Source organism: Rhodococcus sp. OS5 (assembly GCF_056837585.1).
On record NZ_CM166368.1, the window covers coordinates 5,554,192 to 5,579,257 of the forward strand.

A 25,066-nucleotide genomic window follows, 5' to 3' on the forward strand; every position below is an offset into this window, starting at 1 on the left:
CAGTAATACATCCCCGGACAGGCCACCCCATAAACGGCGTCCACCCGGTTATGCTCTTGCCTCATGCCGACCGAGCCGAGCCCGCGAGCGTGGGAACAAGTACTGAGCCACCTCGAACGTCGGCTCGTTTCAGGCGAGGTGTCTCCTGGCCAGCGCCTGCCGGGAGAGAGAATTCTGGCAGCAGAGTTGGGCGTCGGACGGTCATCGGTCCGAGAAGCGTTGCGGGTCATGGAAGCACTCGGCCTCCTCAAGGCGCAGACTGGATCCGGCCCGACGTCCGGCGCGATGATCGTCGCCAAACCGACCGGCGGCATGACCATGCTGATGCGGATGCAGGTTGCAGCACAGGGCTTTCCGGTATCGGACGTAGTGAAGACACGACTCGTGCTCGAATCCGAGGTGATGCAATCCCTGGCATCGCGGACCCCGACACCCGACCTCCGCGCGGCCGTCGAACTGCTCGACTCGATGGAGGACGCAGCTCTCTCGGCCGAGGAATTCTTGCTACTCGACGCACAGTTCCACGTGGCGCTCGCCGACGCGGCGGGCAATCAGGTGATCGCAGCCATGATGACCGGCCTGCGCGAGTCCATCGAGGACTACGTTCTCGCGGGCGTCCAGATCGACAGCTGGCCGAGCACCTGCATGCGACTGCGTGACGAACACCGAGGATTGGTGGATGCGGTCAACGCGGGTGACGGCGAACTCGCACGTCAGCGCATAGTCGGACACATCCGCGGTTACTACTCGGAAAGCGCGCACTCCAGCCGGTGACAGGGGGCGGTAATTGCGCCTCCAGAAGTCGTGTACTGTTGGTTTCACACCGACGCGGGGTGGAGCAGCTCGGTAGCTCGCTGGGCTCATAACCCAGAGGTCGCAGGTTCAAATCCTGTCCCCGCTACAAAGAAGAGGCCCGTAGATTGCGAAAGCGACCTACGGGCCTTTTGCTGTGCGCCTTTATTAACCGCCGGGGGTTAATAAAGGCGCACAGCAGTGGTTCACACCACCACGTTGTGAAAATCGATCTCTGCGGCCAGCATGCCCGAGAACCACCGATCCAGGTCCTCGTCGGTGACGGACTTCGGCATGGCGTCCACTTCGCACGCCAGCACCGCCACCTGGGACACGAACGGCGGAGCGACATGCATGTCCACCCAGTCCTGCAACGCTGGTTCGCGATCTACCTTCACTGCCGCCGCCTCCCGGCACCACGACAGATACAGGGTTTCCGCGGCGTACATGCCCACCAGCGCCGCCGCCCTGCCCTCTTCGCGAGCGAGAGTCAAGGCGTGCGTCGACAGCACGGCCGACTCCTCGACCAGCGCCGCTGCGTCACCCTCGTACGGGAAGCGGGAACGCAACTGCGCGAAATACTCGCGCTGCTCGCCCACCAGGTTCGACATCGACGTCACGTGGTCGAGCGCGTCGTCGAGCGTCGGGGATTCGGCGACCACCAACCCCAACACCTTGACGGCCGTCAGTACAAATGCCTCTTCGATCACGAGGTACCGGCGGAATCCCTCATCACTCAACGTCCCGCCGATGGTGTCCTCGATGAATGGAACCGCCCGCGCGGCAGCGAGATTACTCTGCTGCCGCGCGAGCAGGTCTGAGGAGCGACTCATTCGCCGGCGACCCAACTGATCAAGCCGTCGAACAGGTCGGTGTATCCGGGCCACTGCTCACAGAACTCCGGCGGAGCCCAGTGCGGCGAGCAGTCCGAGGTGAAGACGATCGAGCGTCCGGCGCCGTATTCACCGGCAGCGACAAGCGGATCGCCGTTGATGGTGGCGGGAACCACGGCACCGTCCTTCGCGACGACGCGGTTGTATCCCAGGAGCGCCGGCCAGGAATCGCCGGCACCACCGAGAGCCGGGTGAGCAGCATCGACGACGGTGGGAACGATCCCAGCCGGTGTCTCGACGCGATCGTCTTCGGCCAGCATCGTCACGGGCAGTACCTCGGCGATCGCGGTCTGGCGGAAAGCTGCTCGCGCCTGGAACCCGGAGAACGAGAGGTAACCACCGATCATCATCAGTGAGCCGCCGGCGTTCACCCAGTCACGAAGCGCGACAAGGCGATCCTCGCCGGCGCGGAACTGGTCGAACACGCCGGGAGCCAGCTGCAGCGAGTTCGCTCCGATGTCGGAGAGAACGACGACGTCGAACTGCGACAGTGCTTCTGCGGTACCGGGGAACTGCGTCGGCACCAGGTGTGCGGGCATGTGTGTCACGTCGTGGCCACGTGAGGTGAGCGCATCCCGAAGCGGGCCGACTCCCTCGACGTAGGAATGGACACTGAACTCGTCGACGCCCTTGACGTGCGTCGACGTCGTCATCCAGCTCTCGCCGGCGATCAGTACTCGTTTACCCATGACTGCTTCTGTTTCCTTTCGCGGCCTGCTCGAAGAGCGACCTCGGGTTGTCTCGCATCAATGCGGACACTTGCTGGGGATCTACGCCTGCGCGCACCAATCGGGCGGCGAAGGCGAGTGGTACGTAGGAGAATCCGTTTCCGCCGTGCTTTCTGAGCATTGATTTGAGGAAGAGGTCGTGACTGAGCAGGAGCTGTGATGCGTGACCGGAGGTGACCAATCCGGCTACCGCAGTGGCTGTTTCCGCCGGATGCGGAGAAAGACCCTCGCCGGGGAAATCGAAAGGCATCCCGATCATGTCGAACTCGAGAAAGACACCGCGGTCGGCGAGCGATCGTTGGTAGTCGGCGTCGTGTCCGGACGGGTCCATGTGGCACAGGACCACTGCTTGCGGATCGACGCCCATCTCGTCGACCACGATGTCGACGACGTGATGTCCCACGCGCTGCCAGCCCGGAAGGTGGACGAACAGGGGCACGTCCACCTCGCGCTGGGCGATGCATGCCGCCCGCAACGCTTTCGCCTCGTTCTGAGTGAAGAGCGGGGAGACTCCGATCTCCCCGATCACGCCAGGAGCCAATTCCTTTGCCGGATCGAACTCCTCGACGAGCGAACCTGCCAGATCGTCGACACCGAGTTCGTGGACCTCGACCGGATGGGTCGTCTCGAGGTACCACCCTGAACCCATGATCACTCGCACGTCTGACTTTCGCGAGAACTCCGCCAACTTCTCCGGTGCCCGGCCCAGTCCCGGCGGTGTCAGATCGACGATCGTCCGACCACCGAGGCGGGCGAAGTCCGCAAGGTCTTCCACCACGGCCGATCCGTCGTCGACTCGACAATTGTCGAGACTGTAGTACGGATTGTCGTGAAGAAGCCAGGCATCCTCGGCGCGTACCGGACCGGCCAACCGCTGTGCCACAACCGGATCCGGGGCCTCGGTGTACGCACCGGTGACGTCGTTGTGCAGATGTTCGTGTGGGAGAACCAGTCCGAGTTCCGAGCTGTCCACAGTTCCCGTGACAGTACGAACCTTGCTCATGAGCGTGCGGGCCCCGACGGTGCGGACTGCAGGTGTCGCCACAGCGCGCTCAGCGTGTGTCCGCGCATGTTGATCCAGATGGCCAGTAGCAGAACGACACCGGTGATGATCGGCGTCAGGAACGGGCTCACGCCGAGCAGGGTCAATCCGTTGGCGATGATTCCGGTCAGGACGGCGCCGATGACGGTACCGATCACGGTGCCGCGACCGCCGAAGAGATTGGTGCCACCGAGAACCACCGCGGTGATCACGGTGAGCTCGAATCCCGTTGCGGAGTTGGCCGAACCCGAGCCCAGTCGAGCCGCGATCAGCAGTCCCGCGATGCCGGCAGCCAGGCCGGTGAAGACGAGCGTCATCATGAGCACACGACGCGTGTTGACACCGGACCGTCGTACGGATTCGACGTTGGAACCGATACCGGTGACGTAGCGCCCGAAGCGCATGCGGTTGAGCGCAATTGCTCCGATGACCACGACGACGAGAGCAATCCAGGCGCTGGCGGAGAACCCGAGGAATTCCGAAGTTCCGAGCTTCGCGAAGTAGGTGTCGGCCGGAACCGGAACGGAGAATCCTTCGGTCCGATACAGCGCGATACCGCGAATGACGGACATCGTCGCCAGGGTCACGATGAACGGCGGAATACCCTGATAGGCAGCGAGCCATCCGTTGACCAGGCCCCAGGCCGCACCCATCACCGGGGCGGCGACGAAGACCAGGGACGAATCGACGCCGGCCTGGATAAGCTCGGCACTCATCGCCGCGACGAACGCGACGATCGCACCGACGGACAGGTCGATCTGACCTGCCGTGATCACGAAAGTCATCGCCACCGCGATGATCAGAACCGGAGCGATCTGGGTTGCCAGGTTCGACAGGTTCGTGAATGTCAGGAACGACGACGTGGTCGCCGAGAAGACGGCTGCGACAGCAACTGTCACCGCCAGCATCGCGAGGGTGGGCTTGTTGACGCTGTCCCACAAGGAGGGTTTCGCGGCGAGCTTGCGCTCGATCGGCGCCTGGGTCTTCTCGAGAGTGGTCATGCCGTGGCTCCCTGTGTTGCTGCCGATGTCCGTTGCGGCACCGGAGTTCGAGTGATGAGTCCGACGAGGGACTCGATGTTGAGGTCGCCGATCGGAACGTCGTCGACACTCTGCCCCTCGTACATGACCGTGATTCGGTCACACACGCGGAACAGGTCCTGCAGGCGGTGTGTCACGAGAATGACGCCCACGCCGGCCGCTGCGACGTCCGTGATCAGCTTGAGCACCGACTCGACCTCGGCGACGGCAAGCGCTGCGGTGGGCTCGTCGAGGATCAGTACGTCTGGGCGGAAGGAGACTGCGCGGGCGATCGCGACGGTTTGCCGCTGTCCGCCGGACAGTTGCCCGATCTCCTGGTAGGTCGACTTCACCTTGACATGCAGGTCGGCAAGAATGTGAGCCGCCTTCTCGTGCATGGCATGCCGGTCGAGGAAGGGGCCTTTTCGCGGTTCTCTGCCGAGGAACAGGTTGCTGGCGACGTCCAGCGTGTCGCACAGAGCCAGATCCTGGTAGACGATTCCGATCTTTTTCTGCTGGGCGTCGAGAGGCGTCGAAAAGCGCACTGGTTCACCGTTGACGCGCATTTCGCCACCGTCGTGCTGAACCGCACCGGCGAGAATCTTCATCAGAGTGGACTTACCGGCGCCGTTGTCGCCGACCACTCCGAGTACTTCACCCTTCGCCAGCCGAAGGTCCACTCCTTGAAGGGACTTCACCGGTCCGTACGACTTGGTGATGCCCGAGAGTTCGATCAGTGGAGGTGCCATGATTACTTCTCCAAGTAGTACATGTAGTCGGCCACGTTCTCCGGGGTCACGATCTGGGTGGGAACCGGGATGTTTGCCGGAGCGCCGCGTCCGCAAGCCAGGTCGATTGCCGAATTCATTGCCTCATGGCCGAATTCGAAGGTGTTCTGCTGGACCACGCCTTTAAGCCAACCGGCTTTGAGTCCGCCTACCGCCTGATCCGAAAGATCCCAACCGACTGCTTCGATGCGATCCTGCGCCTTCTGACTGTTGACCGCCGCGACGAGACCGATCAGTGCCGGCTCACCGGTTGCGTAGACGTACTTCATGTCGCCACCGCCGGTCAGCAGGTTCTCCGCCGCGGTCTGTGCGTTCTCCTGAATGTTACGTCCGTCCACGACGGTGCCGACGGTCATTCCGCGGCCGGTCACGGTCTCCGTGAAGCCCTTCTGCCGCTCCAACTGAACAGTGCTGTTGAGCGCGCCGACGATACCGACCGTTCCGGTGTTGTTCGCGACGTCGGCCAAGGTGTTTCCGATCTTGGCACCACCCTCGGCGTTGGCCGTACCGACCTGAGTCGACAGTGCCGGATCGTCGATGGTCGCGTCCACCGCGACGACGGGGATGCCCGCGTTCTTGGCCTTGACCACCGACGGCTTGATTCCGTCCGTGTCGATTGCATCGACGATGATCGCGTCGACTCCGGCGGCGATCAGATTGTCGAAGGCGTTGGCCTGCGCGACGGAATCGTCGTTGCCGCTGATGATCTGCAGGTCGACGCCTGCCTTGTCCGCGACGTTCTTCGCGGCATTGTTGATCTGGTTGAAGTACAGCGCCTGGAGGTTGATGGTCACCAGACCGACCTTGAGCTTGCCGTTCGTCCCGTCACAGCTTTCGGCGACCCGGGTCGGCTGCGGGATGGACGAGCCCCCCGATGCGTCCTTCGAGTCACTCGACGAAGCCGAGTCACAAGCGGTGAGCGTGAGCGCGACTGCAGCTCCCAGCGCCAGAGGCAATGCACGTTTCATCATCGAGTCTCCAAAAGGGTGTGAGGGGTCAATGTTGCTGTGAAGCTGTCCAATTCATCTCGGGTGGGGCATCCGCGGGGGCCTGCGGTGGCGCAAGCCAATGCAGCCGATGCCCCGGCGAGTCGTGCGGCGTCCACCGGTGAGCGCCCGGCGTCGACAAAAGCGATGTACGTACCGCCGAAGCAATCACCGGCCCCGACGGCATCGACGACGTCGACCACTACTGCCGGTTCGCTCGTCACCTCGCCGTCCGGTGTGGCCAGTGTCCAACCTCGCGAGCCGTCGGTCACCAGCAGGTGGGTGTGGTGCTCGGCGGCCAGAGTCTGCCACTGGTCGAAACCGATCCCGAACTCGCCTTCCCACAGGGCACGCCCTACGACGACGTGGTCGGCCAGAGCGAACGCGCGCAGTGCCGCGGCTTTGTTTTCACAACCGTCCAGATCGATTACCAGACTTACGCTTCCCGGCAATCCCTCTGGCAGGAAGCCCGCACGGTATCCGTCGAGGAACAGCCGTCCACCACCGGCAGCAGCCAATCGGGTGATGACAACCCCGATTCGTTCGGCATCGTTCGGGTCGTCCTGGCTGATGATTGAGCGATCGCCGTCCTGCGCGATGAGAACAACTGCCGTCGACAGGAACGCATCTCGCGGCGACCAACTGGTGTCGACGCCGTCTGCCTCGAGGGATTCGAGAAACTCGGTGGACCGCGCGTCCGGGCCCACGGCACCGGCAAAGATCACTTGCGCGCCCATTCTGGCCGCGGATACCGCAGCATTTGCATTCATTCCACCGTCGATCTGACTGATGGCCGTTGCCTGAACGCGCTCACCGAGTACCGGTACGTGTGGGACATGTACCGTCACATCGTTGTTGGCGTATCCACAAAAGACAATCATGGTTACTTTCCTGCGGCCCGGGACAGTTCGCGGACCTTCTCGCCTGCGACCCGTCCCCACCAGCGTCCATTGTCCTTCACCGAGGATGCAACTATGGCGCCGTCGCATTCCTTCATCAGCGCTGCGACATTGGCAGCCGTGATGCCGGATCCGATGATCACGGGAAGAACGGTGTTGTCTCGGATCACGGAAACCTCGTCGACCGAAGCGGCGTCACCGGTGCGCGAACCCGTCGCGATCAGAACATCTGCGTCGAAGAACTCGGCGTCTTCGGTCTGTTCCGCGACAGTGCGGTCCGCGACAATGGCATGCGCACCGTGCTTGACGTGCACGTCAGCGAAGATCCGGACCGGGTCGGCACCGATGCGATGGCGGAAGCGCGTCGTCTTGGCCGCCTGACCCTCGATGAATCCCTCATTGGCAATGTAGGCATTTGCCCACTGATTGACGCGCACAAAACTCGCGCCTGCCGCCCACGCTGCGGCCACTCCGCACTCGCCGGCGTTGGACAGGATGCTGACGCCGACCGCCTTGCCGAACTCGCCGACCACCGCTGCCGTGATGACTCCCATGCTGGCGGCGGTTTCGTATCCGTGTTCGCCGGGCTTGAGGAACGGTATGTCCCAGTGATTTTCGACGATCACACCGTCGAAACCGTTGTCGACATACGCGTGTGCTTCCTCGACGGCGAAGCGAGCAATTTCCGAAACCGGCTGCCCGGTGTAGTGCGGGCTGCCCGGCAGGGCCGGGAGGTGAATGGCCCCGATGAGAGATGGCGTGCCGGTGAACATCTCTGCCAGCGCCGAGGGCTTGGGCGGAAAGACTCCGAGCGGTGATGCGGTCACTTCAGCTACCCCATTCCATGCGCAAGATTTGCGCTGTATGTCCATGCACAAGATCTGCACACGATGTAATCGATTGCCTTGATGAATTAGCAGGTTATGCGATCAACACCGGGTTGTGTCAAGGATTTCACAATTCGAATTTGTAAACGATTGCCTCAATCGCGTTACATGCGGGACACTGGACCGTGCGGTTCGATAACCTCGGACCCGAATCGAGCAGAAAACGGGGGACGCATGCGCAAGGCGACCATTCGCGATGTCGCGGAACTGGCCGGGGTGTCGACGGCCACCGTGTCGCGGGCACTGTCCGGATCCCGCCCTGTCTCGGACGAGCTTGCAGCGACGATCAAACGAGCCGCGGACTCTCTCGGATACTCGGGAAACATCATCGCCAGCTCACTGCGTCGTAATCGGACGGACACTGTCGGAATGGTGGTTCCGAGTATCGCGAACCCCTTCTTCACTTCGCTGGTGGTCAACGTCGAACACGTCCTCGCTCGGCGCGGACTACAACTGTTCCTGTGCGATTCTCGTTCCGATCCCGACGTGGAAGCGCAGCGACTCAAGTCGCTCGTCTCCCGGCAAGTGGACGGAATCATCATCAGCCCGTGCCACGGCGAACTGAGTGCCGAGGCCGTCCGAGCCAGCGCGGCAACGCTTCCGGTCGTTCAACTGGACCGGTTTGCAATGGATACCCAGACGGACTGGGTCGGCGTCGACGACGACGCCGCTCAATCCCTGGTGATGGAGCATCTGTCGGAGCGTGGCGCGCAATCAGCCGCCTTCATCAGTTCCGAGCTGACCAATTCGTCAACAGAACTTCGCCGGGCCGGCTTCTTCCGCCACGCGGATCGAATGGGCATCGAAACTCGTGACGAGTGGACACAACTCGGCGAGTACTCGATCGAGTGGGGGCGCACGGCATCCAACATCATCCTGACCGGCAAAACTCGCCCCGACGCCCTGGTCTGCGCCGACGACTTGATCGCACTTGGCGTGTTGCAGACGTGTCACACATTGGGCATCGACGTTCCCGGCGACGTTCTGGTCACCGGTTTCGACAACATCCCGTTCTCCGAATTGTGCAACCCGCCGTTGACCACCGTCGGGCAGCCGCAGGAAAGAATCGCGGAAGAAGCTGTGCGACTTCTGGATCAGGCGATGAACAACTCTTCCGAGTCGACAGCCCACATCGCGCTTGCTCCTGAACTGATTGTCCGTCAGTCCACCGTCGGCCAAGCGGCGGCAACCGCACCGTAAGCAGCGATCGCATCGTCCAGTTCGGAGACCTTGACGCTTTCGTTGGCCGCATGCATCAGCGAGGGAGTGCCAGGGCCCCAGATCACGACGGGAGCACCAGGGGCGGCGGCGGCCAGTACCGAAGCGTCGGTGAAGTACGAAACCGGTTCGGTTGCAACAGGGATAGGCAGGGTGGCCAACCACGGGTCCGACGCGTCGGTACGCACACCTCCCAGATGAATCGACGTCTCCACCGAGTCGACTTCTGGTTGGGCTCGCCACCACGCGAGCAGGTCGGCGCCGTCTCCCACCGTGCGGTGATCGATCACCGCACGTGCACTGTCCGGCACGATGTTCGGAGCCGAACCCCCGCCGACCAAGCCGAGGTTCCAGGTTTCGGCACCCAGAAACGCGTCGGACGACAGCGGAAGCTCACGCCGGGCTCGGTCGACGACGTCAAGCAGTTTGAGGACGGCGTTGGTTCCTCGCTGCGGCGTACTCCCGTGCGCGGCTTTTCCTTTGACGGACACTTCGAGCCACAGTGCGCCGCGGTGCCCCAGGTTGATGCGATTGCCGGTCGCCTCGGGAACGATGACGGCCCCGACCTCGAGATTCGCAACGGCGTCGGCCGAACGAACAGCCCCGAGCGATCCGATTTCCTCGTCGCTCGTCAGCAACAGCGCGACCGGGACTCCACGTTCGAAAGCGTCGACAACCGCGGCAGTAGCGGCAACAAGGCCGGCCTTCATATCCGATGTCCCTCTGCCGAGGAACAATTCGCCGTCGACCTGTGCGGCATACGGATCGAACTCCCAGTCGGAGACAGTGCCCACCGGCACCGTGTCCACGTGGCAGGCGAACAGGAGTCTGGCTGCCGAGGGTGCAGCTTCGTTGGTGATCAAGGCCCAGGGATGATTGCCGGTCAGGTCTGACTCCACCTTCGCCTGTGGCGCACGTGAGAGAACCAACGAGACAATCGAATCCATCGCCCGCTGTTGAGGAGCGGACTCCCCCGAGACCGTGTCGAGAGCTACCAGTTCCGAGAGAAGTCCGAGGGAATCCATGTACCTATTCTTGCACTGCCACGGATTCAGTGCGCTGCCAGCTGGGCGATGACAACGTAATTGTCGTCGGTCGACTCTCCTTCGACGACATCACAATTGGCGAGGATCAGCCGTCCCGGAACCGATTCGCGCAACTCGTGAGCGCCCAGCAGCGAACCTTTGTGCAGCGGCCCGACTGTTTCGACGTCGTACTCGAGTGTGCCGTTCGGTGTACCCAGGAGAATTCGATCGCCCGGCTCCACTACCCGGAGCGCCCGGAACGGTGCTTCGCGAGTGGTGTAGTTGTGGCCGACCACGACAACTGTTTGTGTGGTCGACGTTCCCGGCATTCCGCTTTCACCCCACCACACCGGCAGTTCGTCGACGGGATTCAGTTGCTGCCCACTCTCGCCGCCGCGCATCAGTTTCTCCGAGTGCAACGGACTGCTCAGGTACGTGACCCCGGACGCAGACCTCAACTCGATCCTCTCGGGTTCTGCCGGATCGACGGTCACCGAAGCCGGTGCAGCCGCGATATGCGACTGCACCGGCGAGCGGTCAGGTAGCGATCCCGCGTTCTCGCCCGAACATCCGGATACGAGGAGGGCGAGGATCGCTACCGCCGAGAGACCGAGGCTACGCAGACGTGTTGCCCGGGCCGTCATGACGCTTGCGACGAACAACCACCGTCGTAGCTGCTGCGGCGGCAGCGCCCACGACTCCGACGCCGATCAATACAGCCGGCAGGTTGGAGTTGCTGCTACCGCTGGTGCTGCTGCTTGCGGTGTCACCGAGAGCAAGGTCGACCGGGGGCAGGCTTCCGGCGAGCGCCGGATCGCCGTCGGCATCGGTTACGTAGTAGTCGACGACGTCGAAGGCTCCCTTGTTGTTGTAGTAGCCGACCAGCTTGACGCCGGTCTTGTTCACTACAGCGGTGGTCTCGTCGACCTTCGTGACCCCGGAGCCGTCGTCAGTGTGCTCACCGATGATCACTTCACCGCCGACGCCTGTTCCGTTGTCGATCTCCTTCTCGCCCTTTGCCTTGAGCTCGTCGACGATCTTCTGCGTTGCATCCGCTTCGGCCTTTGCGGCGGCTGCAGCGGCCTGAGCTTCCTTGGCCTTTGCTGCCGCGGCGTCGGCTGCGGCCTTCGCGTCTTCGGCGGCCAGGTAGAGATCCTGCGCCTTCTTGCTCGCCGCTTCGGCAGCTTCGGCCTTCTTGGCGGCTTCGGCAGCCTTTTCGTCGGCGATGGCTCGCTTGTCGGTGGCAGCCTCGCCCGCAGCATCGGCTTCGGCCTGGGCCGTCTCCGCGGCCTTCTGCGCAGCGTCGGCATCCTTCTGCGCGGAAGCCGCAGTAGCCGCCGCTTCATCTGCGGCCTTACGGGCGGCGGTAGCAGCTTCTACCTCGGTGGCAGCTGCGGACTCGGCTGCCTTGGCCGTGGTTTCAGCGGCGGTGGCCACCTTCTGAGTTTCCTTGACGGTGATCGCGAGCTGCTTGGCGTTCCAAGCCGCGGCCAGCGCCTGAGCCTTAGCGACGGCTGCCTTCGCGAAATCCCAGTTCTTGAAGGCTTCCTCGGCTTCCTTGTTCTTGTCCGCAACCAGCTTGGCGTTTGCATCCGCGGCAGCCTTCGCCTCATCGGCCTTGGCCTGCAGAGCATTAGCCTCGGCGCGCGCCTTTGCTGCCTCTTCGGTCTTGGGCCCCGAACCGGCGGCCTTCGCAGCCTCCTCGAGTTCCGCAGCCTTGGCTGCGGCCGCGTCGGCTTCTGCCTGAGCTGTTTTTGCTACCTCCTTGGCATCGGCCGCCGCGGACTCCGCAACCTTGGCCGCCTCTTCGGCTTCCTTGGCAGACTGTTCCGCGGCCCCGGCCTCCGCCTTGGCCTTGGTCGATTCGACCGCCGCCTTGGTTGCCTCGACGCTCGCCTGGGTCATTGCCTCGGTCGCCTTCACCGAAGTGTCTGTCGCTGCGGACGAGTCGACCCCTGCCGTCGCGGCTGCTTCGGCGGCCTTCGCTGCCGCGTCGGCAGCTGCCTTGGCTTTTGCTTCGGCTTCCGCCAGTGCTGCAGCGTCCGTACCAGCGGTTTCGGCACTGCCCGTGCCCGCGACCCCGGCTTCAACCTTCTCCGGCGTGGTCTCGGTGCTCGTCGCCGCGTCGGCGTCGGTGGTGGCAGCTGCCTCTTCCTCGGCGCAGGTCACCAGCGGATCAGCGCTCGGGGTACACACGGTTTCCGGCTCTGCCGATGCAATTCCCGTGCCGCCCACCGCCAATCCGAGAGCTAGTACGGCACCGGCGGCCGCAGAGCGGACCCTCCGAGAATGGGCGATGGACTTCTCCGACATAGCGCTCAACCTTTCGGCCTTCTTTACGAAGACGGCAATTCCGGCGTGGACAGCCTTTACTTCGTCGGCTGACTTCCAGACGTTACGACCGGTCGGTCCGAAAAATTGAGAGCTGCTGCTCTACCCGCAGGAATCAGGACCGCGGAACGCGCCCCATCAGGTAGAACTCCGGATTGGGCAGCATGCCGGAGAAACTCGCCATGCGATTGCTGAGCCCGAAGAATGCAGTGATCGCGGCGATGTCCCACGCGTCCTCGTCGCCGAAGCCGTGCACACGGAGGGCGTCGAAGTCGGCGTCGGCGATTTCGTGTGAGGCGGAGTTCACCTTGGTGGCGAAGTCGAGCATCGCGCGCTGACGATCGGAGATCTCTGCGGTGCGATAGTTGACCGCAACCTGGTCGGCAACCAACGGCTTCTTCTCGTAGATACGCAGAATTGCGCCGTGCGCGACAACGCAGTACGTACATTTGTTGGCCGCAGAGATCGTGGTGACGATCATTTCTCGATCACCCTTGGTGAGTGCGGAATCTTCCTTGAGCATGATCGCGTCGTGGTATGCGAAGAATGCCCGGAACTCGGCTGGGCGCCGAGCGAACATCAGGAAGACGTTGGGCACGAACCCCGACTTCTCCTGGATCTCGAGAATCTTGGCGGCGATGTCCTCGGGCACCTCGGTCAATTCAGCCTGCGGAAAACGGGTGCTCACTGTGCCTCCTGGTCAACCATCGATGTTCGATTCAAGATAATGATGATTAACTGAGTTGTCCAGATGCATTTCCTGCCCTACTTTTTCGGGCACGGATAGTCGGGTACGGCCCAAGTGATCTGCGTAGCGTGAAACCCGTGAACAGGAAGACACGATGATCGACGGACTGAACCGCGCGCTCGACTACATCGAAAGCAATCTGAGCGGCGAGATCGAGACAGCCGAGATGGCAAGGCTGGCAACCACCTCGGAGTATCACTTTCGGAGGATGTTCTCGGCCCTGGCCGGCATTCCCGTATCCGAATACATCCGTCGACGTCGACTCACCCTGGCTGGTGCCGAGTTGTCCGTCAGCAGATCAGGAGTGTTGGAGACCGCCGTGAAGTACGGCTACTCGTCCGCGGAGGCCTTCACACGAGCGTTCACCGCATTTCACGGCGTGAGCCCCGGCGCGGTCACACGCGCTCCCGCCGTTCTCAAATCCCAACAGAAACTTGTCATTCACGTGACACTGGAAGGAGCCACACCGATGGACTACATGCTTGTGGACAAACCTGCCCTGACGGTAGTCGGGTTCAAGACCCGGGTTCCATTGGTTCACGAAGGTCCCAATTCTGCGATCGAAGATTTCACCCGCTCCGTGGACAAGGTTGCGTTGCGAGGGTTGCGCGAGCTCTCCGATCAGGACCCGGCGGGAATCGTCAGTGTCGTCGACAATTTGGCGCATCCCAGAACCGAAGGCACAGAACTGGATTACTACCTGGGAGTGGTCACCGGCAAACCTTCACCCACGGGTTTCGATGTGCTGACGGTCGACGCACACACGTGGGCCGTCTTCACCGCCGACGGGTCGGAAATCGAATCTGTGCAGTATTTGTGGCGAGATATCTACACGGAATGGTTCCCTGCCAACCCTTTTCGCTCCGTACCTGGTCCCGAGATCATGCGTACCGAATACAACGACGATTTCACCGTCGCACGGTTCGAGCTCTGGATTCCGGTCGAGAGCGAGCTGAACGACGTCGGGGCGTAAAACAGCCGCCAGGTCGGATGGAAGTCACGACCCGGCGGCTGAGCCATCAGATGAAACAGACTGTCAAAGAATCAGTTTCGCTCCGGTAGCAGCAACCACGTCCTCGACGCTGATGCCCGGCGCCGTCTCCACCAGGCGGAGACCGTCGTCAGTCACGTCGATCACGGCCATGTCGGTGATGATTCGCTGGACGCAGCCCTTACCGGTCAGCGGAAGCGAGCACTCCTCGACGATCTTGTGCTCACCCTTCTTCGAGACGTGCTCCATCATCACGATGACGCGCTTTGCGCCGTGGACCAGATCCATCGCGCCGCCCATGCCTTTGACCATGTGGCCGGGGATCATCCAGTTCGCGAGGTCTCCGGTGGCACTGACCTGCATGGCACCGAGCACGGCAACGTCGACCTGGCCGCCGCGGATCATGCCGAACGACGCTGAGGAGTCGAAGAACGACGCACCGGGGAGAACGGTGATGGTCTCCTTGCCCGCATTGATCAGCTCGGGATCGAGTTCGTCCTCGGTCGGGTACGGCCCCACGCCCAGAACGCCGTTCTCCGAGTGCAATACAACGGTGATATCGGTCGGGAGGTAGTTCGGAACCAGCGTCGGCATACCGATGCCGAGGTTCACGTACTGCCCGTCCTCGAGTTCGCGCGCGACGCGGGCCGCCATCTCTTCGCGGGTGAGTTTGGTGGGTAGTACAGAAGTCATGCTCGTACCGTCCGATTCTCGATGCCGACCGTCACGGGGCCGACGTGGACAACACGCTGAACGTGAATGCCCGGCGTGTGGATCTCGGCGGGGTCGAGCTCACCCGGCTCTACGAGGTGCTCGACCTGCGCAATGGTGATGCGCCCCGACGTTGCTGCAGCCGGATTGAAGTTCTGGGTACTCGCGCGGTAGACGAGGTTGCCGTGCCGGTCACCTTTCCAGGCATGGACCAGTGCATAGTCGGCGACGATGCCGCGCTCCATCACGTAGGTGACGCCGTCGAAGTCACGAGTTTCCTTGGGCGGACTGGCAACTGCGATGCCGCCGTTACCGTCGTAACGCAGTGGCAGGCCGCCGTCGGCGACCTGGGTGCCGACGCCGGCCGGGGTGAAGAACGCGGGGATGCCCGCTCCCCCGGCGCGCATGCGCTCGGCGAGCGTGCCCTGCGGCGTGAGTTCGACTTCCAGCTCACCGGAAAGGTACTGACGCGCGAACTCCTTGTTGGAGCCGACGTACGAGCTGACAGTACGACGGATACGCCCCTTCTCAAGAAGCACTCCGAGCCCGAACCCGTCGGTGCCGCAGTTGTTGCTCACCGTTTCGAGTGATGTCGCGCCCTGCTCGAGGAGCGCATCGATGAGGATTTCCGGCACTCCGACGAGCCCGAAACCTCCAACAGCGATCGTGACGCCGTCCGGCACGTCGGCGACGGCCTCGGCAGCAGTGGGAATGACTTTGTCCATCATGTCGATCACAGTAGCGCGACCCGTACGTATTGTGAACCCCCGTCCGCATAACGAACATTTTTCGCCCCCGGCATTGCCTGGGTCACATCTACGAACTATTCTGTTCGCAGAGCGCAACACATGTACACATTGCGAACAACTTCACGTAACCGAACGACGAGGTTCCCTATGCTGCATCTACCGCCGAGGTACCAGCGGCCGACTGGCGTCAACGCCCCGGCCGATTTCGCGGACTACAAGACGACTTCCCTTCGCCACCCGAAGCAGCCGCTGAAGCTGCTCCCCCAGCGGCTCACGGAGCTCACCGGGCCGGTATTCGGCGAGGATCGCGTCGGCGCCGGCGAAAACGACCTGACCATTGCCAACGGCGGCGAAGCACAGGGACAGCGCATCGTCGTTCACGGCCGCGTACTCGACGGCGACGGAAAACCCGTCCCCCACACACTGCTCGAGGTATGGCAGGCCAACGCAGGTGGACGCTACCGCCACACCGGCGACAACTGGCCCGCGCCGCTGGATCCGTTCTTCAACGGCCTGGGTCGCTGCGTCACCGACGCGAACGGCCACTACAGCTTCACCACGATCAAGCCGGGCGCCTACCCGTGGATGAACCACGACAACGCCTGGCGACCGGCCCACATCCATTTCTCGCTGTTCGGCACGGCATTCACGCAGCGCCTCGTGACGCAGATGTACTTCCCCGACGATCCGATGTTCTTCCAGGACCCGATCTACAACGCGGTACCCGAAGCAGCACGTCACCGCATGGTCAGCGTCTTCGACTACGACGCCACAGTCCCCAACTGGGCTCTCGGGTTCCGCTTCGACATCGTCCTGCGCGGCCGTAACGCCTCCGTATTCGAGAACGAGGAAGACCACGATGACTGATCACACCGCGAAGCCCGCACCCACTTATCCGGTCGTCCCCGGCGACTTCACCACCGCCCCCTTCGGTGTCACGCCCTCTCAGACCGTCGGGCCGTACTGGCACATCGGCCTCCCCTGGACGGACGGCCCCGACGCCGCTCCCGCCGATGCCCCCGGACGAATCACGCTGGCCATCACGGTGATCGACGGCGCCCGTACACCCGTCGCCGACGCGATGATCGAAACATGGCAGGCCGATACGCTCGGACGCTTCAACCATCCGGACGATCCCCGTGGCGCAGTGGAGCTCACTCCGGCTGGTTTTCGCGGATTCGCCCGCAGCGCAGCGGATCCCACGGGCACTGCATTGGTCCACACTGTCAAGCCCGGTGCGCAGCCCACTGAAACGGATGCGGACGAGGCCCCACACGTGAACGTGTCGGTCTTCGCTCGCGGCATGCTCGACCGCCTGGTCACCCGCTTGTACTTCCCCGAAGACGCCGACGCACACGCAACAGATCCGGTGCTGTCCTCACTGAGCGAAACCGAACGCGCGAAGCTGGTTGCAACCAAGGTCGACGGTGGGTACTCCTGGACGGTCTATGTTCAGGACGAGGACGCGAACGGCGTCGAGACGCCCTTCTTCGAGCTGTAAGAGGAGTACACATGCCCACTCGCGGCGCACTGTTCGACCCGGTGTTCGGGGCCACCCGCGTATCGGAGCACCTGTCCGACCAGGCGTGGGTCACCGCGTTGCTCGACGTGGAGGCCGCACTGAGTTGTGCGATGGCCACCGTCGGATTGGCGGACGGGGAACATTGCGCCGCGGTGGCTGCTGCTGCGGCCGAACTCTCACAACCGGGTGGTCTGGACATCGTGGCGCTCGGCCGGGCGTCGGCAGCCGGTGGAAATCCCGTCATTCCGCTGGTGAAGACGCTTCGCGAAAGGGTGGGACAGGAAGGTGTGCCTGCCTCCGTGGTGCATCCGGGAGCCACCAGCCAGGACATCATGGACTGTGCGCTGATGCTGTTGACGCGACGCGCGGGCGCGGTGGTTCTGGCCGACCTGACGCGCGCCGCCGATTCCGCCGCCCACCTCGCCCGCCTCCATCGCTCCACTCCGATGGTCGCGAGAACTCTGGGCCAGCAAGCACTTCCGACCACTTTCGGCCTTCTGGCATCGAGTTGGTTCACGGCACTCGACGCCGCAGCGATTCGCCTCGAGATCGTGCTGTCCACGTTGCCGGTTCAGTTCGGCGGAGCCGCAGGAACACTCGCTGCGTTGTATCCCGACGGGCTCAGGATCGCCGACGCGCTGGCCGACGAACTCGGTCTGGCCAGGCAGGTCACTCCGTGGCACACCGACCGCGTGACCATCGCAGAACTCGCGACCACACTCGGTATCGTCGCCGGCGCCGTTTCCAAGCCCGCCACCGACATCTCCGTCATGGCGTCCACCGAACTGTCCGAGGTCGCCGAGAGCGCTCCGGGCGGCTCTTCGGCCATGCCGCACAAGCAGAATCCGGTTGCCGCGATCACCGCCCGCGCGGCAGCGCGACGTGCTCCCGCGCTGGTGGCCACAGCCCTGTCGAACATGGATCACGAATTCGCTCGCGCCGCAGGCCCCTGGCACGCCGAGTGGGAAACCGTCACCGATCTCCTGCGTCTGGCAGGCGGAGCGGCGCACCAGCTTTCCGTGAGCCTCACCGGCCTGCAAGTACACACCGAGTCGATGGCTCGCAATCTCGACATCACCGGTGGCCTGATTCTCGCCGAGCGTGTCACCAAGGCCCTGTCCGCACACACTGATCGAGCGCGCGACATCGTCACCGCGGCAGCCACTTCCGGAACCAGATTGGATCGTGATCCCGCCATCGCAGAGCACCTGAGCGAAACCGAGATCGCCGAACTACTCGACCCCGCACACTATCTGGGCCACGCCACCGATCTGGTCGACCGCGCCCTCGCCGAACGCTCCACAGGAGGATCTCGATGAGCGTCGCGCTCAACTTTCAACAGACCGGCAATCTCGATGCCCCGGCAGTGGTTCTCCTGGGTTCACTCGGATCCGATCTGTCCATGTGGCAGCCGCAGATTCACGCGCTGTCGAATCGCTACCGCGTCATCGCCGTCGACCATCGCGGCCACGGCAAGTCACCGGTGGCTACGGGCCCCTACTCAATTGCCGATCTCGCCGGCGATGTCATCGCTCTCCTCGATTCGCTCGAACTCGAGTCCGTACATCTCGTCGGGCTCTCCCTCGGCGGCGCTGTCAGCCAATGGATCGCCGCGCACCACCCCACTCGCGTCGAGACGTTGACGTTGATGTGCACGTCCTCGCAGTTCGCCCCGGCTCAACCGTGGATCGATCGTGCGCAGGCTGTCCGTGCGGACGGCATCGCGTCCATCGCGGCCGCCGTCGTCGGACGCTGGTTCACGCCGGGACTGGCCGAAAACGATCCGGAGCTTGTCGCCCGCCACGTCGCGATGGTCGAAGCCACACCCGACGAGGGCTATGCCGCCTGCTGCGAGGCGCTTTCGACGTGGGACGGCCGCAACGACCTGGCCCGCATCGTCGCTCCGACGCTCCTCGTCGCGGGCGAGCAGGATCCGGCGACGCCTCCGTCGACGTTGGGTGCGATCGCCGACGGCATCGCCGATGCGGTACTGCACGTGGTCGATCCGGGCGCACACCTGGCCAACGTCGAACAAGCCGGGCGCGTCACCAAACTACTTGCAACGCATATTGCCTCGCACACATCTGCGCTCGCCCAACGTAGCGCCGCGGTGTCGGCCGGCATGACCGTACGACGCCAGGTGCTCGGCGACGCCCACGTCGACCGTTCCATTGCCGGTGCCACCGAGTTCACCGCCCCTTTCCAGGACTTCATCACTCGCACGGCGTGGGGTGACATCTGGTCGCGCCCCGGCCTCGATCACCACACCCGCAGGCTCCTCACTCTCGCGATCCTCACCGCCGTCGGCAACGAACACGAACTCGACATGCACATTCGCGCTGCGCTGCGTGCCGGGATCGATCCCGACGAACTCGTGGAAGTATTTCTCCATACCGCGGTCTACGCGGGTGTGCCGAACAGCAACTTGGCTTTTGCGCTGGGAAAGCAAGCACTCGCGGACCTCTCGGCCGAACCTGAGGAGAACGAGACAACATGAGTGAGAACAGCAGCGAGCAGGCGCCGGGACCGTCCCCGGACTACGTGCAGTCGCTGGCCCGTGGGCTTTCCGTCATCAAGGCTTTCGACGGTGAGCACCCGCGTCGCACCCTCAGCGAGGTTGCCAGGCACACCGATCTCACGCGTGCGACCGCTCGCCGCTTCCTGCTCACACTCGTCGAACTCGAATACGTACGTACTGACGGTTCGGTGTTCTGGTTGACGCCCCGTGTCCTCGAACTCGGCTACAGCTACCTCTCCAGTCTGTCCCTTCCCGAGATCGCCGGGCCGCATCTGGAAGCCTTGTCCGCCAAGGTCCGTGAATCCACGTCCGTGTCGATCCTCGACGGTGACGACGTCGTGTACGTGGCTCGTGTTCCGGTCAGCCGCATCATGACGGTGTCCATCACCATCGGCACGCGCTTTCCCGCGTACGCCACATCCATGGGTCGAGTTCTGCTCGCAGGCTTGCCGGACGACGCACTGGACGCCTACCTCGCCCGAGTGTCCTTCGCCCGCCTGACCGGCAAGACCATCTCCACCGCCGACGGACTGCGTGCCGAACTCGAGAAGATTCGCGCCGACGGGTTCGCGATTGTCGATCAGGAACTCGAAGAGGGTCTGCGCTCGCTCGCCGCACCCATCCGGGACGCGACCGGTGACGTGGTCGCGGCCGTCAACATCTCCACCCAAGCCGCCCGCTACAGCGCCGAAGCTGTTCGCGGTGAACTGGTTCCGGCCGCAGTCGCCACCGCGGACGCCATCTCCGTCGATCTCGGACGTACTCAGTCGTCCAACAATCACTCGGCTGCCACCCGCTGACCGAGCAGACCCAAGGAAGAACCAATGCCTGACGTTGTCATCTGTGAACCGCTCCGTACCCCTGTCGGCCGCTTCGGCGGTGTCTTCCGTGACGTAGCCCCGGAAGATCTCGCCTCGACGCTGATCACCGAACTCGTCACGCGTACCGGCATTTCCGGCGCGGAGATCGACGACGTCATTCTCGGCCAGGCTTCGCCGAACGGTGAGGCTCCGGCGATCGGACGCATCGCGGCGCTCAACGCGGGTCTGGGCATCGATGTTCCCGGCATGCAGGTGGATCGCCGGTGCGGGTCGGGATTACAGGCAGTCATCCAGGCCGTCATGCAGGTTCAGTCCGGTGGCAGTGACCTGGTCCTCGCGGGCGGTGCCGAGTCGATGAGCCAGGCCGAGTTCTACGCAACCGGAATGCGTTGGGGCGTCAAGGGTGAAGGAGTTGCGCTCAGCGATCGTCTCGCGCGGGCCCGCGTCACAGCCGGCGGACGTGACTTCCCGGTTCCCGGCGGAATGATCGAAACGGCAGAGAACCTGCGCGCCGAGTTCTCCATCAGCCGCGAGGATCAAGATGCACTCGCGGTTCAATCCCATCAGCGTGCAGTCGCCGCACAGAAGAACGGCGTCTTCGCCGAAGAAATCGTTCCGGTATCCGTTCCGCAGCGCAAGGGCGAGGCCCTGCTCGTCGACACCGACGAGCATCCACGCGCCGACACCTCGATGGAATCGCTTGCGCGCCTTCGTCCCATGCGCGCAAAGATCGACCCCGACTCCACCGTGACTGCAGGTAATGCCAGCGGTCAGAACGACGGCGCAGCACTGGCGATCGTCACCACCGCCGACAAAGCTCGTACCCTCGGACTGCGACCGCTCGCACGCCTCGCGAGTTGGAGCGTTGCGGGCGTTCCGCCGCGCACCATGGGCATCGGCCCCGTACCGGCGTCGGAGAAGGCACTCGGCCGCCTCGGATTGACCCTGGCGGACATGGACGTCATCGAACTCAACGAAGCCTTTGCGGCACAAGCACTTGCAGTCCTGCAGAGCTGGAATCTCGAGGCCGACGACCCACGCATCAACCCCAACGGCTCCGGCATCTCCCTCGGACATCCGGTCGGAGCTACGGGTGGACGAATCCTGGCCACCCTGTTGCGCGAGATGGACCGTCGCGAAGCGCGTTACGGCCTCGAGACGATGTGCATCGGCGGCGGGCAGGGCCTGGCTGCGGTCTTCGAGCGCCTGTCCTGATCAAGCCCCGACGTGCGGGACGCCGGAGTCACCGAGTTCGCCGCGTAGGCCGTCGAGAAAGACACGCAGCAGGTCGGTGAGTTCGGCCTGCTGCTGCTCGGTGAGAATCGACGTCAGTCCGGCTTCACGGCCGAGGACTCGGTCCACCAATTGCTCCACCAGTTCGTGACCGGCGGCAGTGAGGGTCACGAGCACTATTCGTGACCCTTCCGCGGCGGAAGACCTCTCCACCAGACCCGCATTCTCCGCGCGCGCGAGTCGCTGCGAGATCGCACCGGCCGTGACTCCGGTCTGCTCGGTGATCTGGCGAGTCGTCAACTGATACGGCTCGCCGGATCGCCGCAGGACACTGAGCAGGTCCAGCGTCGCGGTGTCCGCACCGGCCGAGGCGAGTACCCGTCGGCGATCCTCACCGAGCAGCTTGGCGCACATCCACAGCCTGGTCACGATGCCGATGCCCTCTACCGGCGTGCCCGGCCTTTCGCGAAGCCAGGCCAACGCGACCGCGTCCACCGCGTCGTCCGGGTTGTAGTCGCCCACCACTGCACACCTCGTTTAGCTCTAAATGATACGTTCTTCGTATAGGTCTAAACGTAGCTCACGGAGGTAGGCATGACACGCACAGTTCTGGTAACCGGCGGCGGAACAGGGATCGGACGCGCAGTTGCAGCGGCGTTCGCCCGAGACGGAGACACAGTTTTTGTCACCGGCCGACGCACGGAAACACTCGAAAAGACCGCGGAGGAGTTGGGCGATAATGTTCACGCCTTGACGTGTGACAACTCCGACCCGAAAGACCTGAAGCGGCTGCAGGATTCACTTCCGGGAACCATCGACGTCGTGGTGCACTGCGCCGGCGGCAACACGGACTTCGATCGCGAAGCGCCGTCAGATCTGGAATCCCTGGCCGCCGGGTGGCGGGCCAATCTGGACTCCAATCTGATCTCGGCAGTGTTGACCACAGCAGCAGTTCGAGATCGAATCCCCAGTGGCGGTGCCGTCATCACCATCGGATCGATTGCCGCCGACAAGGGAGCTGGAGCGTACGGCGCTGCCAAAGCAGCAGTTGCCACGTGGAATATCGATCTGGCCGCCGAACTGGGCCCAGAAGGCATCACCGCGAACATCGTCTCCCCCGGTTACATCGCCGACACCGAGTTCTTCCGGGACTTTCTGACGGACGAGCGTCGCGCGATGCTGATCGAATCCACCAGCACCAAGCGCGCCGGAACCCCGGACGACATCGCATCAGCCGTCCATTTCTTGGCCTCACCGGGTGCCCGGCAGATCACCGGTCAGGTATTGGCAGTCAACGGCGGCGAGAGAACCAGTCGCTGATCACGCCAGGTGGCGCTCGAAGAACGAGTCGATTCGCTTCCAGGCATCCTGTGCTGCAACAGGATCGGGACCGATTCCGAGAATGCGCTCCAAAGGACGAAGCACCTTGGGTCCGGCCTCCGCGTCGTTGAGGAACGCGTGGCCGGCGGTGGGGTACTCCTTGACGTCGTTCTCGATACCGGCATTGCTGAGCGCCGTCTCCAGCTTCGCTGCAGCACCCCGGAGCGAAAAGTCCTTGCCTCCGAAACTCCCGACGATCGGGCACGCATCCACCACGGCCTCATCGAGTTTGCGTGGAAGCTGACCGTAATTGACCGAGGCAGCGTCGAAATCTCCGGCGCTGACCAGCGCGAAGCCGCCGCCCATGCAGAATCCGATGACACCGATCTTTCCGGTGCAGTCCCGGGATTCCACCAGCCAACTGCGAGCGACTTCGATGTCGGTGAACGCCTTGCCGTGTCCTCGAAGCATCGACGTCATGGTGGGCACTAGGCACCGCTTCGCCCCGCCCGCGCTGTAGAGGTCGACAGCGAGCGTCAGGAATCCCGCAGCGGCCAGCCGCTTGGCTTGCCGCTGCATCACCTCCTCGAGCCCGAAGGCCTCGTGAATCATCACTACCCCCGGCCACGGGCCGGGGGTAGTGGGGGTTTCGAGTATCGCTCGCAGCGGTTGTGATCCGCCGACTACTGCGGCGCGGCCCGTCAGATCTATGTCCACCATGTTTCGATGCTAGGCCGACGCAGGGTCCGTACGCTCAGAAGCGAGGTCAGGGGAGTTGTTTTCCCTGGCCCGCCGCAAGCCCGGTCAAGACCTCGGCGAGCTGCGGCAAGGCGTACGGCGCGCTCAGTGGACCGAAATTGTCGACAAAGGCATTCGAGAGCAGAAGTTCGACCGGCGCATAGGCTCGCGCCTTCACCGCGGGGAGGTTCTGGAAAACTGCGAAGTTCTCCAACCTCGTCGTCGCTTCCTGATCAGAAGCGAGGCTGAGCAAAATGTCTGCGGGTGCGAGTACCTCCGCCTGCTCCATCGACAGCGCAGTCATCTGCTCGGCGTTGTATCCGCGATAGTCGAGTCCGAGTTCGCGCAGCAGAACCCCGGGCGCACTGGCATCCCCCTGCACATACAACTGATCGCCGTACATCGAGCCGATCATGATCGTCTTGCCACCCAAGCCGTTCAGGGAAGCTGCGGTGTCGGAGATCAGAGCGTCGGTCCGGGCGATCGCTGCAGCAGCAGCCTCGTCGACAAATGCGGCCTGCCCGACCGTGGCGACGCCGTCACGCCACGAGGTGGTCCAGTCCAGCGCGATGACCGGAGCGATCTGACTGAGCCTCTCGGCTGCAGGTTCGAGATAAGTCTTCATTCCGATGATGAGGTCCGGCGAGTAGCGCGCGATGATTTCCGGGTTGATTTCGCCTGTGGTGCCGAAGCTTTCGAGGTCGGCTATTCCCGCGGTGCTCTGCCAAGGCAGTGAACCGCGGTCCCACGATCCTGTGTTGCCGTAGGCGACTGGGTGAACGCCGAGCGAGAGCAGGAATTCCAGATCCGTGAAGTCGCTGGCAACAACGATCCTTTCCGGCTTTCCCGAGATCGTGGTGGTTCCGAGCGCATTGATCACCTCACGTTGTTCGCCGGCATCAGAAGCATCTGATGTAGTCGAACACCCCGCAAGGATGGCGGCCGCCGCCAGTGCGCCGACCCCGAAGAACCCGCGGCGACTGAGCTGGTCCACAAGTTCAGACGTCGTGGATTCACAAATCGTTCCGTACATGTATGCACTCTCCTTCTCGGCGACTGCTGCGCGCGCCGAGGGCACAGCGAAAGAGAGGTTAGCCCACCCTCATC

Annotated in this window: 27 protein-coding genes and 1 tRNA gene; 11 read left to right on the plus strand and 17 right to left on the minus strand. The window is 63.4% G+C overall.

Annotated features, from left to right (window positions below; genetic code table 11):
• The first annotated feature begins 63 nt into the window (after positions 1 to 63).
• Positions 64 to 774: a FadR/GntR family transcriptional regulator gene (locus ACVZUB_RS25950; RefSeq protein WP_007730027.1), complete on the plus strand. Its 711-nt coding sequence runs from the start codon at positions 64 to 66 to the stop codon at positions 772 to 774.
• Between the two features lie 53 nt (positions 775 to 827).
• Positions 828 to 901 (plus strand) — tRNA-Met (locus ACVZUB_RS25955).
• Positions 902 to 998: 97 nt separating this feature from the next.
• Here the strand turns inward: ACVZUB_RS25955 and ACVZUB_RS25960 are convergent.
• The 8 genes from ACVZUB_RS25960 to ACVZUB_RS25995 are packed head-to-tail and all read right to left on the minus strand — an operon-like array spanning position 999 to position 7,974.
• A complete protein-coding gene (locus ACVZUB_RS25960) occupies positions 999 to 1,625 on the minus strand; it encodes a TenA family protein (RefSeq protein WP_218695752.1) in 627 nt (208 codons plus the stop codon).
• On the minus strand, positions 1,622 to 2,374 hold the full coding sequence (locus ACVZUB_RS25965) for a glutamine amidotransferase (protein WP_003939869.1): 753 nt from the start codon (positions 2,372 to 2,374) through the stop codon (positions 1,622 to 1,624). The genes ACVZUB_RS25960 and ACVZUB_RS25965 overlap by 4 nt, the downstream gene beginning before the upstream one ends.
• Positions 2,367 to 3,458: a phosphotriesterase family protein gene (locus ACVZUB_RS25970; RefSeq protein WP_007730025.1), complete on the minus strand. Its 1,092-nt coding sequence runs from the start codon at positions 3,456 to 3,458 to the stop codon at positions 2,367 to 2,369. The genes ACVZUB_RS25965 and ACVZUB_RS25970 overlap by 8 nt, the downstream gene beginning before the upstream one ends.
• Positions 3,413 to 4,456, minus strand: a complete 1,044-nt coding sequence (locus tag ACVZUB_RS25975; protein ID WP_007730024.1) for an ABC transporter permease — start codon at positions 4,454 to 4,456, stop codon at positions 3,413 to 3,415. Before ACVZUB_RS25975 ends, ACVZUB_RS25970 begins: the two co-directional genes overlap by 46 nt.
• Positions 4,453 to 5,223: an ATP-binding cassette domain-containing protein gene (locus ACVZUB_RS25980; RefSeq protein WP_003939830.1), complete on the minus strand. Its 771-nt coding sequence runs from the start codon at positions 5,221 to 5,223 to the stop codon at positions 4,453 to 4,455. The genes ACVZUB_RS25975 and ACVZUB_RS25980 overlap by 4 nt, the downstream gene beginning before the upstream one ends.
• A 2-nt stretch (positions 5,224 to 5,225) precedes the next feature.
• A complete protein-coding gene (locus ACVZUB_RS25985) occupies positions 5,226 to 6,233 on the minus strand; it encodes a substrate-binding domain-containing protein (protein WP_019745494.1) in 1,008 nt (335 codons plus the stop codon).
• The gene (locus ACVZUB_RS25990) at positions 6,230 to 7,129 is read right to left on the minus strand and encodes a carbohydrate kinase family protein (RefSeq protein ID WP_165638957.1); all 900 of its coding nucleotides are present in this window, start codon (positions 7,127 to 7,129) and stop codon (positions 6,230 to 6,232) included. The genes ACVZUB_RS25985 and ACVZUB_RS25990 overlap by 4 nt, the downstream gene beginning before the upstream one ends.
• A gap of 2 nt (positions 7,130 to 7,131) precedes the next feature.
• Entirely contained in the window at positions 7,132 to 7,974 is an 843-nt protein-coding gene (locus ACVZUB_RS25995; RefSeq protein ID WP_003940276.1) for a BtpA/SgcQ family protein, read from the minus strand.
• Between the two features lie 234 nt (positions 7,975 to 8,208).
• On the opposite strand from ACVZUB_RS25995, the gene ACVZUB_RS26000 reads away from it, so the two are divergent.
• Positions 8,209 to 9,234, plus strand: coding sequence for a LacI family DNA-binding transcriptional regulator (locus ACVZUB_RS26000; protein WP_003939717.1), 1,026 nt, complete (start codon positions 8,209 to 8,211; stop codon positions 9,232 to 9,234).
• Here the strand turns inward: ACVZUB_RS26000 and ACVZUB_RS26005 are convergent.
• The 4 genes from ACVZUB_RS26005 to ACVZUB_RS26020 all read right to left on the minus strand — a co-directional run bounded on the left by ACVZUB_RS26005 (position 9,195) and on the right by ACVZUB_RS26020 (position 13,296).
• On the minus strand, positions 9,195 to 10,277 hold the full coding sequence (locus ACVZUB_RS26005; RefSeq protein ID WP_030536559.1) for a M20/M25/M40 family metallo-hydrolase: 1,083 nt from the start codon (positions 10,275 to 10,277) through the stop codon (positions 9,195 to 9,197). The two genes, ACVZUB_RS26000 and ACVZUB_RS26005, sit on opposite strands and share 40 nt — an antisense overlap.
• Positions 10,278 to 10,303: 26 nt before the next feature.
• Positions 10,304 to 10,921 carry a sortase domain-containing protein gene (locus ACVZUB_RS26010; RefSeq protein ID WP_047272058.1) on the minus strand — a complete coding sequence of 206 codons (618 nt, stop codon included), beginning with the start codon at positions 10,919 to 10,921 and terminating at the stop codon, positions 10,304 to 10,306.
• On the minus strand, positions 10,893 to 12,590 hold the full coding sequence (locus tag ACVZUB_RS26015) for a hypothetical protein (RefSeq protein ID WP_482627886.1): 1,698 nt from the start codon (positions 12,588 to 12,590) through the stop codon (positions 10,893 to 10,895). The genes ACVZUB_RS26010 and ACVZUB_RS26015 overlap by 29 nt, the downstream gene beginning before the upstream one ends.
• A gap of 133 nt (positions 12,591 to 12,723) precedes the next feature.
• A complete protein-coding gene (locus tag ACVZUB_RS26020) occupies positions 12,724 to 13,296 on the minus strand; it encodes a peroxidase-related enzyme (protein WP_003940498.1) in 573 nt (190 codons plus the stop codon).
• Positions 13,297 to 13,450: 154 nt separating this feature from the next.
• On the opposite strand from ACVZUB_RS26020, the gene ACVZUB_RS26025 reads away from it, so the two are divergent.
• Entirely contained in the window at positions 13,451 to 14,329 is an 879-nt protein-coding gene (locus tag ACVZUB_RS26025; RefSeq protein ID WP_063315728.1) for an AraC family transcriptional regulator, read from the plus strand.
• A gap of 63 nt (positions 14,330 to 14,392) precedes the next feature.
• Here ACVZUB_RS26025 and ACVZUB_RS26030 read toward each other — a convergent pair whose 3' ends face one another.
• A complete protein-coding gene (locus ACVZUB_RS26030) occupies positions 14,393 to 15,040 on the minus strand; it encodes a CoA transferase subunit B (RefSeq protein ID WP_007730017.1) in 648 nt (215 codons plus the stop codon).
• Positions 15,037 to 15,783: a CoA transferase subunit A gene (locus ACVZUB_RS26035; protein WP_007730016.1), complete on the minus strand. Its 747-nt coding sequence runs from the start codon at positions 15,781 to 15,783 to the stop codon at positions 15,037 to 15,039. Before ACVZUB_RS26035 ends, ACVZUB_RS26030 begins: the two co-directional genes overlap by 4 nt.
• Positions 15,784 to 15,954: 171 nt before the next feature.
• On the opposite strand from ACVZUB_RS26035, the gene pcaH reads away from it, so the two are divergent.
• Genes pcaH through ACVZUB_RS26065 form a run of 6 tightly spaced genes read left to right on the plus strand, consistent with a single transcriptional unit; the run spans position 15,955 to position 21,883 of the window.
• Positions 15,955 to 16,674 carry a protocatechuate 3,4-dioxygenase subunit beta gene (gene pcaH, locus ACVZUB_RS26040; RefSeq protein WP_007730015.1) on the plus strand — a complete coding sequence of 240 codons (720 nt, stop codon included), beginning with the start codon at positions 15,955 to 15,957 and terminating at the stop codon, positions 16,672 to 16,674.
• On the plus strand, positions 16,667 to 17,308 hold the full coding sequence (gene pcaG, locus ACVZUB_RS26045; RefSeq protein ID WP_042446987.1) for a protocatechuate 3,4-dioxygenase subunit alpha: 642 nt from the start codon (positions 16,667 to 16,669) through the stop codon (positions 17,306 to 17,308). Before pcaH ends, pcaG begins: the two co-directional genes overlap by 8 nt.
• A gap of 11 nt (positions 17,309 to 17,319) precedes the next feature.
• Positions 17,320 to 18,648, plus strand: coding sequence for a 3-carboxy-cis,cis-muconate cycloisomerase (pcaB, locus tag ACVZUB_RS26050; protein WP_218695751.1), 1,329 nt, complete (start codon positions 17,320 to 17,322; stop codon positions 18,646 to 18,648).
• On the plus strand, positions 18,645 to 19,826 hold the full coding sequence (gene pcaDC, locus ACVZUB_RS26055; protein ID WP_218695750.1) for a bifunctional 3-oxoadipate enol-lactonase/4-carboxymuconolactone decarboxylase PcaDC: 1,182 nt from the start codon (positions 18,645 to 18,647) through the stop codon (positions 19,824 to 19,826). Before pcaB ends, pcaDC begins: the two co-directional genes overlap by 4 nt.
• Entirely contained in the window at positions 19,823 to 20,647 is an 825-nt protein-coding gene (locus ACVZUB_RS26060; protein ID WP_007730008.1) for an IclR family transcriptional regulator domain-containing protein, read from the plus strand. Before pcaDC ends, ACVZUB_RS26060 begins: the two co-directional genes overlap by 4 nt.
• Before the next feature lie 24 nt (positions 20,648 to 20,671).
• Positions 20,672 to 21,883: an acetyl-CoA C-acetyltransferase gene (locus ACVZUB_RS26065; RefSeq protein WP_030536550.1), complete on the plus strand. Its 1,212-nt coding sequence runs from the start codon at positions 20,672 to 20,674 to the stop codon at positions 21,881 to 21,883.
• Here ACVZUB_RS26065 and ACVZUB_RS26070 read toward each other — a convergent pair whose 3' ends face one another.
• Complete coding sequence (locus ACVZUB_RS26070; protein ID WP_232329925.1) at positions 21,884 to 22,423, minus strand: MarR family winged helix-turn-helix transcriptional regulator; 540 nt, start codon at positions 22,421 to 22,423, stop codon at positions 21,884 to 21,886.
• 72 nt (positions 22,424 to 22,495) lie between these two features.
• Between ACVZUB_RS26070 and ACVZUB_RS26075 the strand changes: the two genes are divergently transcribed.
• Complete coding sequence (locus ACVZUB_RS26075) at positions 22,496 to 23,221, plus strand: SDR family NAD(P)-dependent oxidoreductase (RefSeq protein ID WP_058226621.1); 726 nt, start codon at positions 22,496 to 22,498, stop codon at positions 23,219 to 23,221.
• Here ACVZUB_RS26075 and ACVZUB_RS26080 read toward each other — a convergent pair whose 3' ends face one another.
• A complete protein-coding gene (locus ACVZUB_RS26080; protein ID WP_058226622.1) occupies positions 23,222 to 23,941 on the minus strand; it encodes a dienelactone hydrolase family protein in 720 nt (239 codons plus the stop codon).
• A gap of 46 nt (positions 23,942 to 23,987) precedes the next feature.
• Entirely contained in the window at positions 23,988 to 25,037 is a 1,050-nt protein-coding gene (locus ACVZUB_RS26085; RefSeq protein ID WP_223304582.1) for an ABC transporter substrate-binding protein, read from the minus strand.
• Positions 25,038 to 25,066: the final 29 nt, after the last annotated feature.

Coding starts and splice junctions, on each gene's coding strand:
- ACVZUB_RS25950 (WP_007730027.1), top strand. CDS start 64: ATGCCGACCGAGCCGAGCCCGCGAGCGTGGGAACAAGTACTGAGCCAC.
- ACVZUB_RS25960 (WP_218695752.1), bottom strand. CDS start 1,625: ATGAGTCGCTCCTCAGACCTGCTCGCGCGGCAGCAGAGTAATCTCGCT.
- ACVZUB_RS25965 (WP_003939869.1), bottom strand. CDS start 2,374: ATGGGTAAACGAGTACTGATCGCCGGCGAGAGCTGGATGACGACGTCG.
- ACVZUB_RS25975 (WP_007730024.1), bottom strand. CDS start 4,456: ATGACCACTCTCGAGAAGACCCAGGCGCCGATCGAGCGCAAGCTCGCC.
- ACVZUB_RS25980 (WP_003939830.1), bottom strand. CDS start 5,223: ATGGCACCTCCACTGATCGAACTCTCGGGCATCACCAAGTCGTACGGA.
- ACVZUB_RS25985 (WP_019745494.1), bottom strand. CDS start 6,233: ATGATGAAACGTGCATTGCCTCTGGCGCTGGGAGCTGCAGTCGCGCTC.
- ACVZUB_RS25990 (WP_165638957.1), bottom strand. CDS start 7,129: ATGATTGTCTTTTGTGGATACGCCAACAACGATGTGACGGTACATGTC.
- ACVZUB_RS26000 (WP_003939717.1), top strand. CDS start 8,209: ATGCGCAAGGCGACCATTCGCGATGTCGCGGAACTGGCCGGGGTGTCG.
- ACVZUB_RS26005 (WP_030536559.1), bottom strand. CDS start 10,277: ATGGATTCCCTCGGACTTCTCTCGGAACTGGTAGCTCTCGACACGGTC.
- ACVZUB_RS26010 (WP_047272058.1), bottom strand. CDS start 10,921: ATGACGGCCCGGGCAACACGTCTGCGTAGCCTCGGTCTCTCGGCGGTA.
- ACVZUB_RS26015 (WP_482627886.1), bottom strand. CDS start 12,590: ATGTCGGAGAAGTCCATCGCCCATTCTCGGAGGGTCCGCTCTGCGGCC.
- ACVZUB_RS26025 (WP_063315728.1), top strand. CDS start 13,451: ATGATCGACGGACTGAACCGCGCGCTCGACTACATCGAAAGCAATCTG.
- ACVZUB_RS26030 (WP_007730017.1), bottom strand. CDS start 15,040: ATGACTTCTGTACTACCCACCAAACTCACCCGCGAAGAGATGGCGGCC.
- ACVZUB_RS26035 (WP_007730016.1), bottom strand. CDS start 15,783: ATGGACAAAGTCATTCCCACTGCTGCCGAGGCCGTCGCCGACGTGCCG.
- pcaH (WP_007730015.1), top strand. CDS start 15,955: ATGCTGCATCTACCGCCGAGGTACCAGCGGCCGACTGGCGTCAACGCC.
- pcaG (WP_042446987.1), top strand. CDS start 16,667: ATGACTGATCACACCGCGAAGCCCGCACCCACTTATCCGGTCGTCCCC.
- pcaB (WP_218695751.1), top strand. CDS start 17,320: ATGCCCACTCGCGGCGCACTGTTCGACCCGGTGTTCGGGGCCACCCGC.
- pcaDC (WP_218695750.1), top strand. CDS start 18,645: ATGAGCGTCGCGCTCAACTTTCAACAGACCGGCAATCTCGATGCCCCG.
- ACVZUB_RS26060 (WP_007730008.1), top strand. CDS start 19,823: ATGAGTGAGAACAGCAGCGAGCAGGCGCCGGGACCGTCCCCGGACTAC.
- ACVZUB_RS26065 (WP_030536550.1), top strand. CDS start 20,672: ATGCCTGACGTTGTCATCTGTGAACCGCTCCGTACCCCTGTCGGCCGC.
- ACVZUB_RS26075 (WP_058226621.1), top strand. CDS start 22,496: ATGACACGCACAGTTCTGGTAACCGGCGGCGGAACAGGGATCGGACGC.
- ACVZUB_RS26080 (WP_058226622.1), bottom strand. CDS start 23,941: ATGGTGGACATAGATCTGACGGGCCGCGCCGCAGTAGTCGGCGGATCA.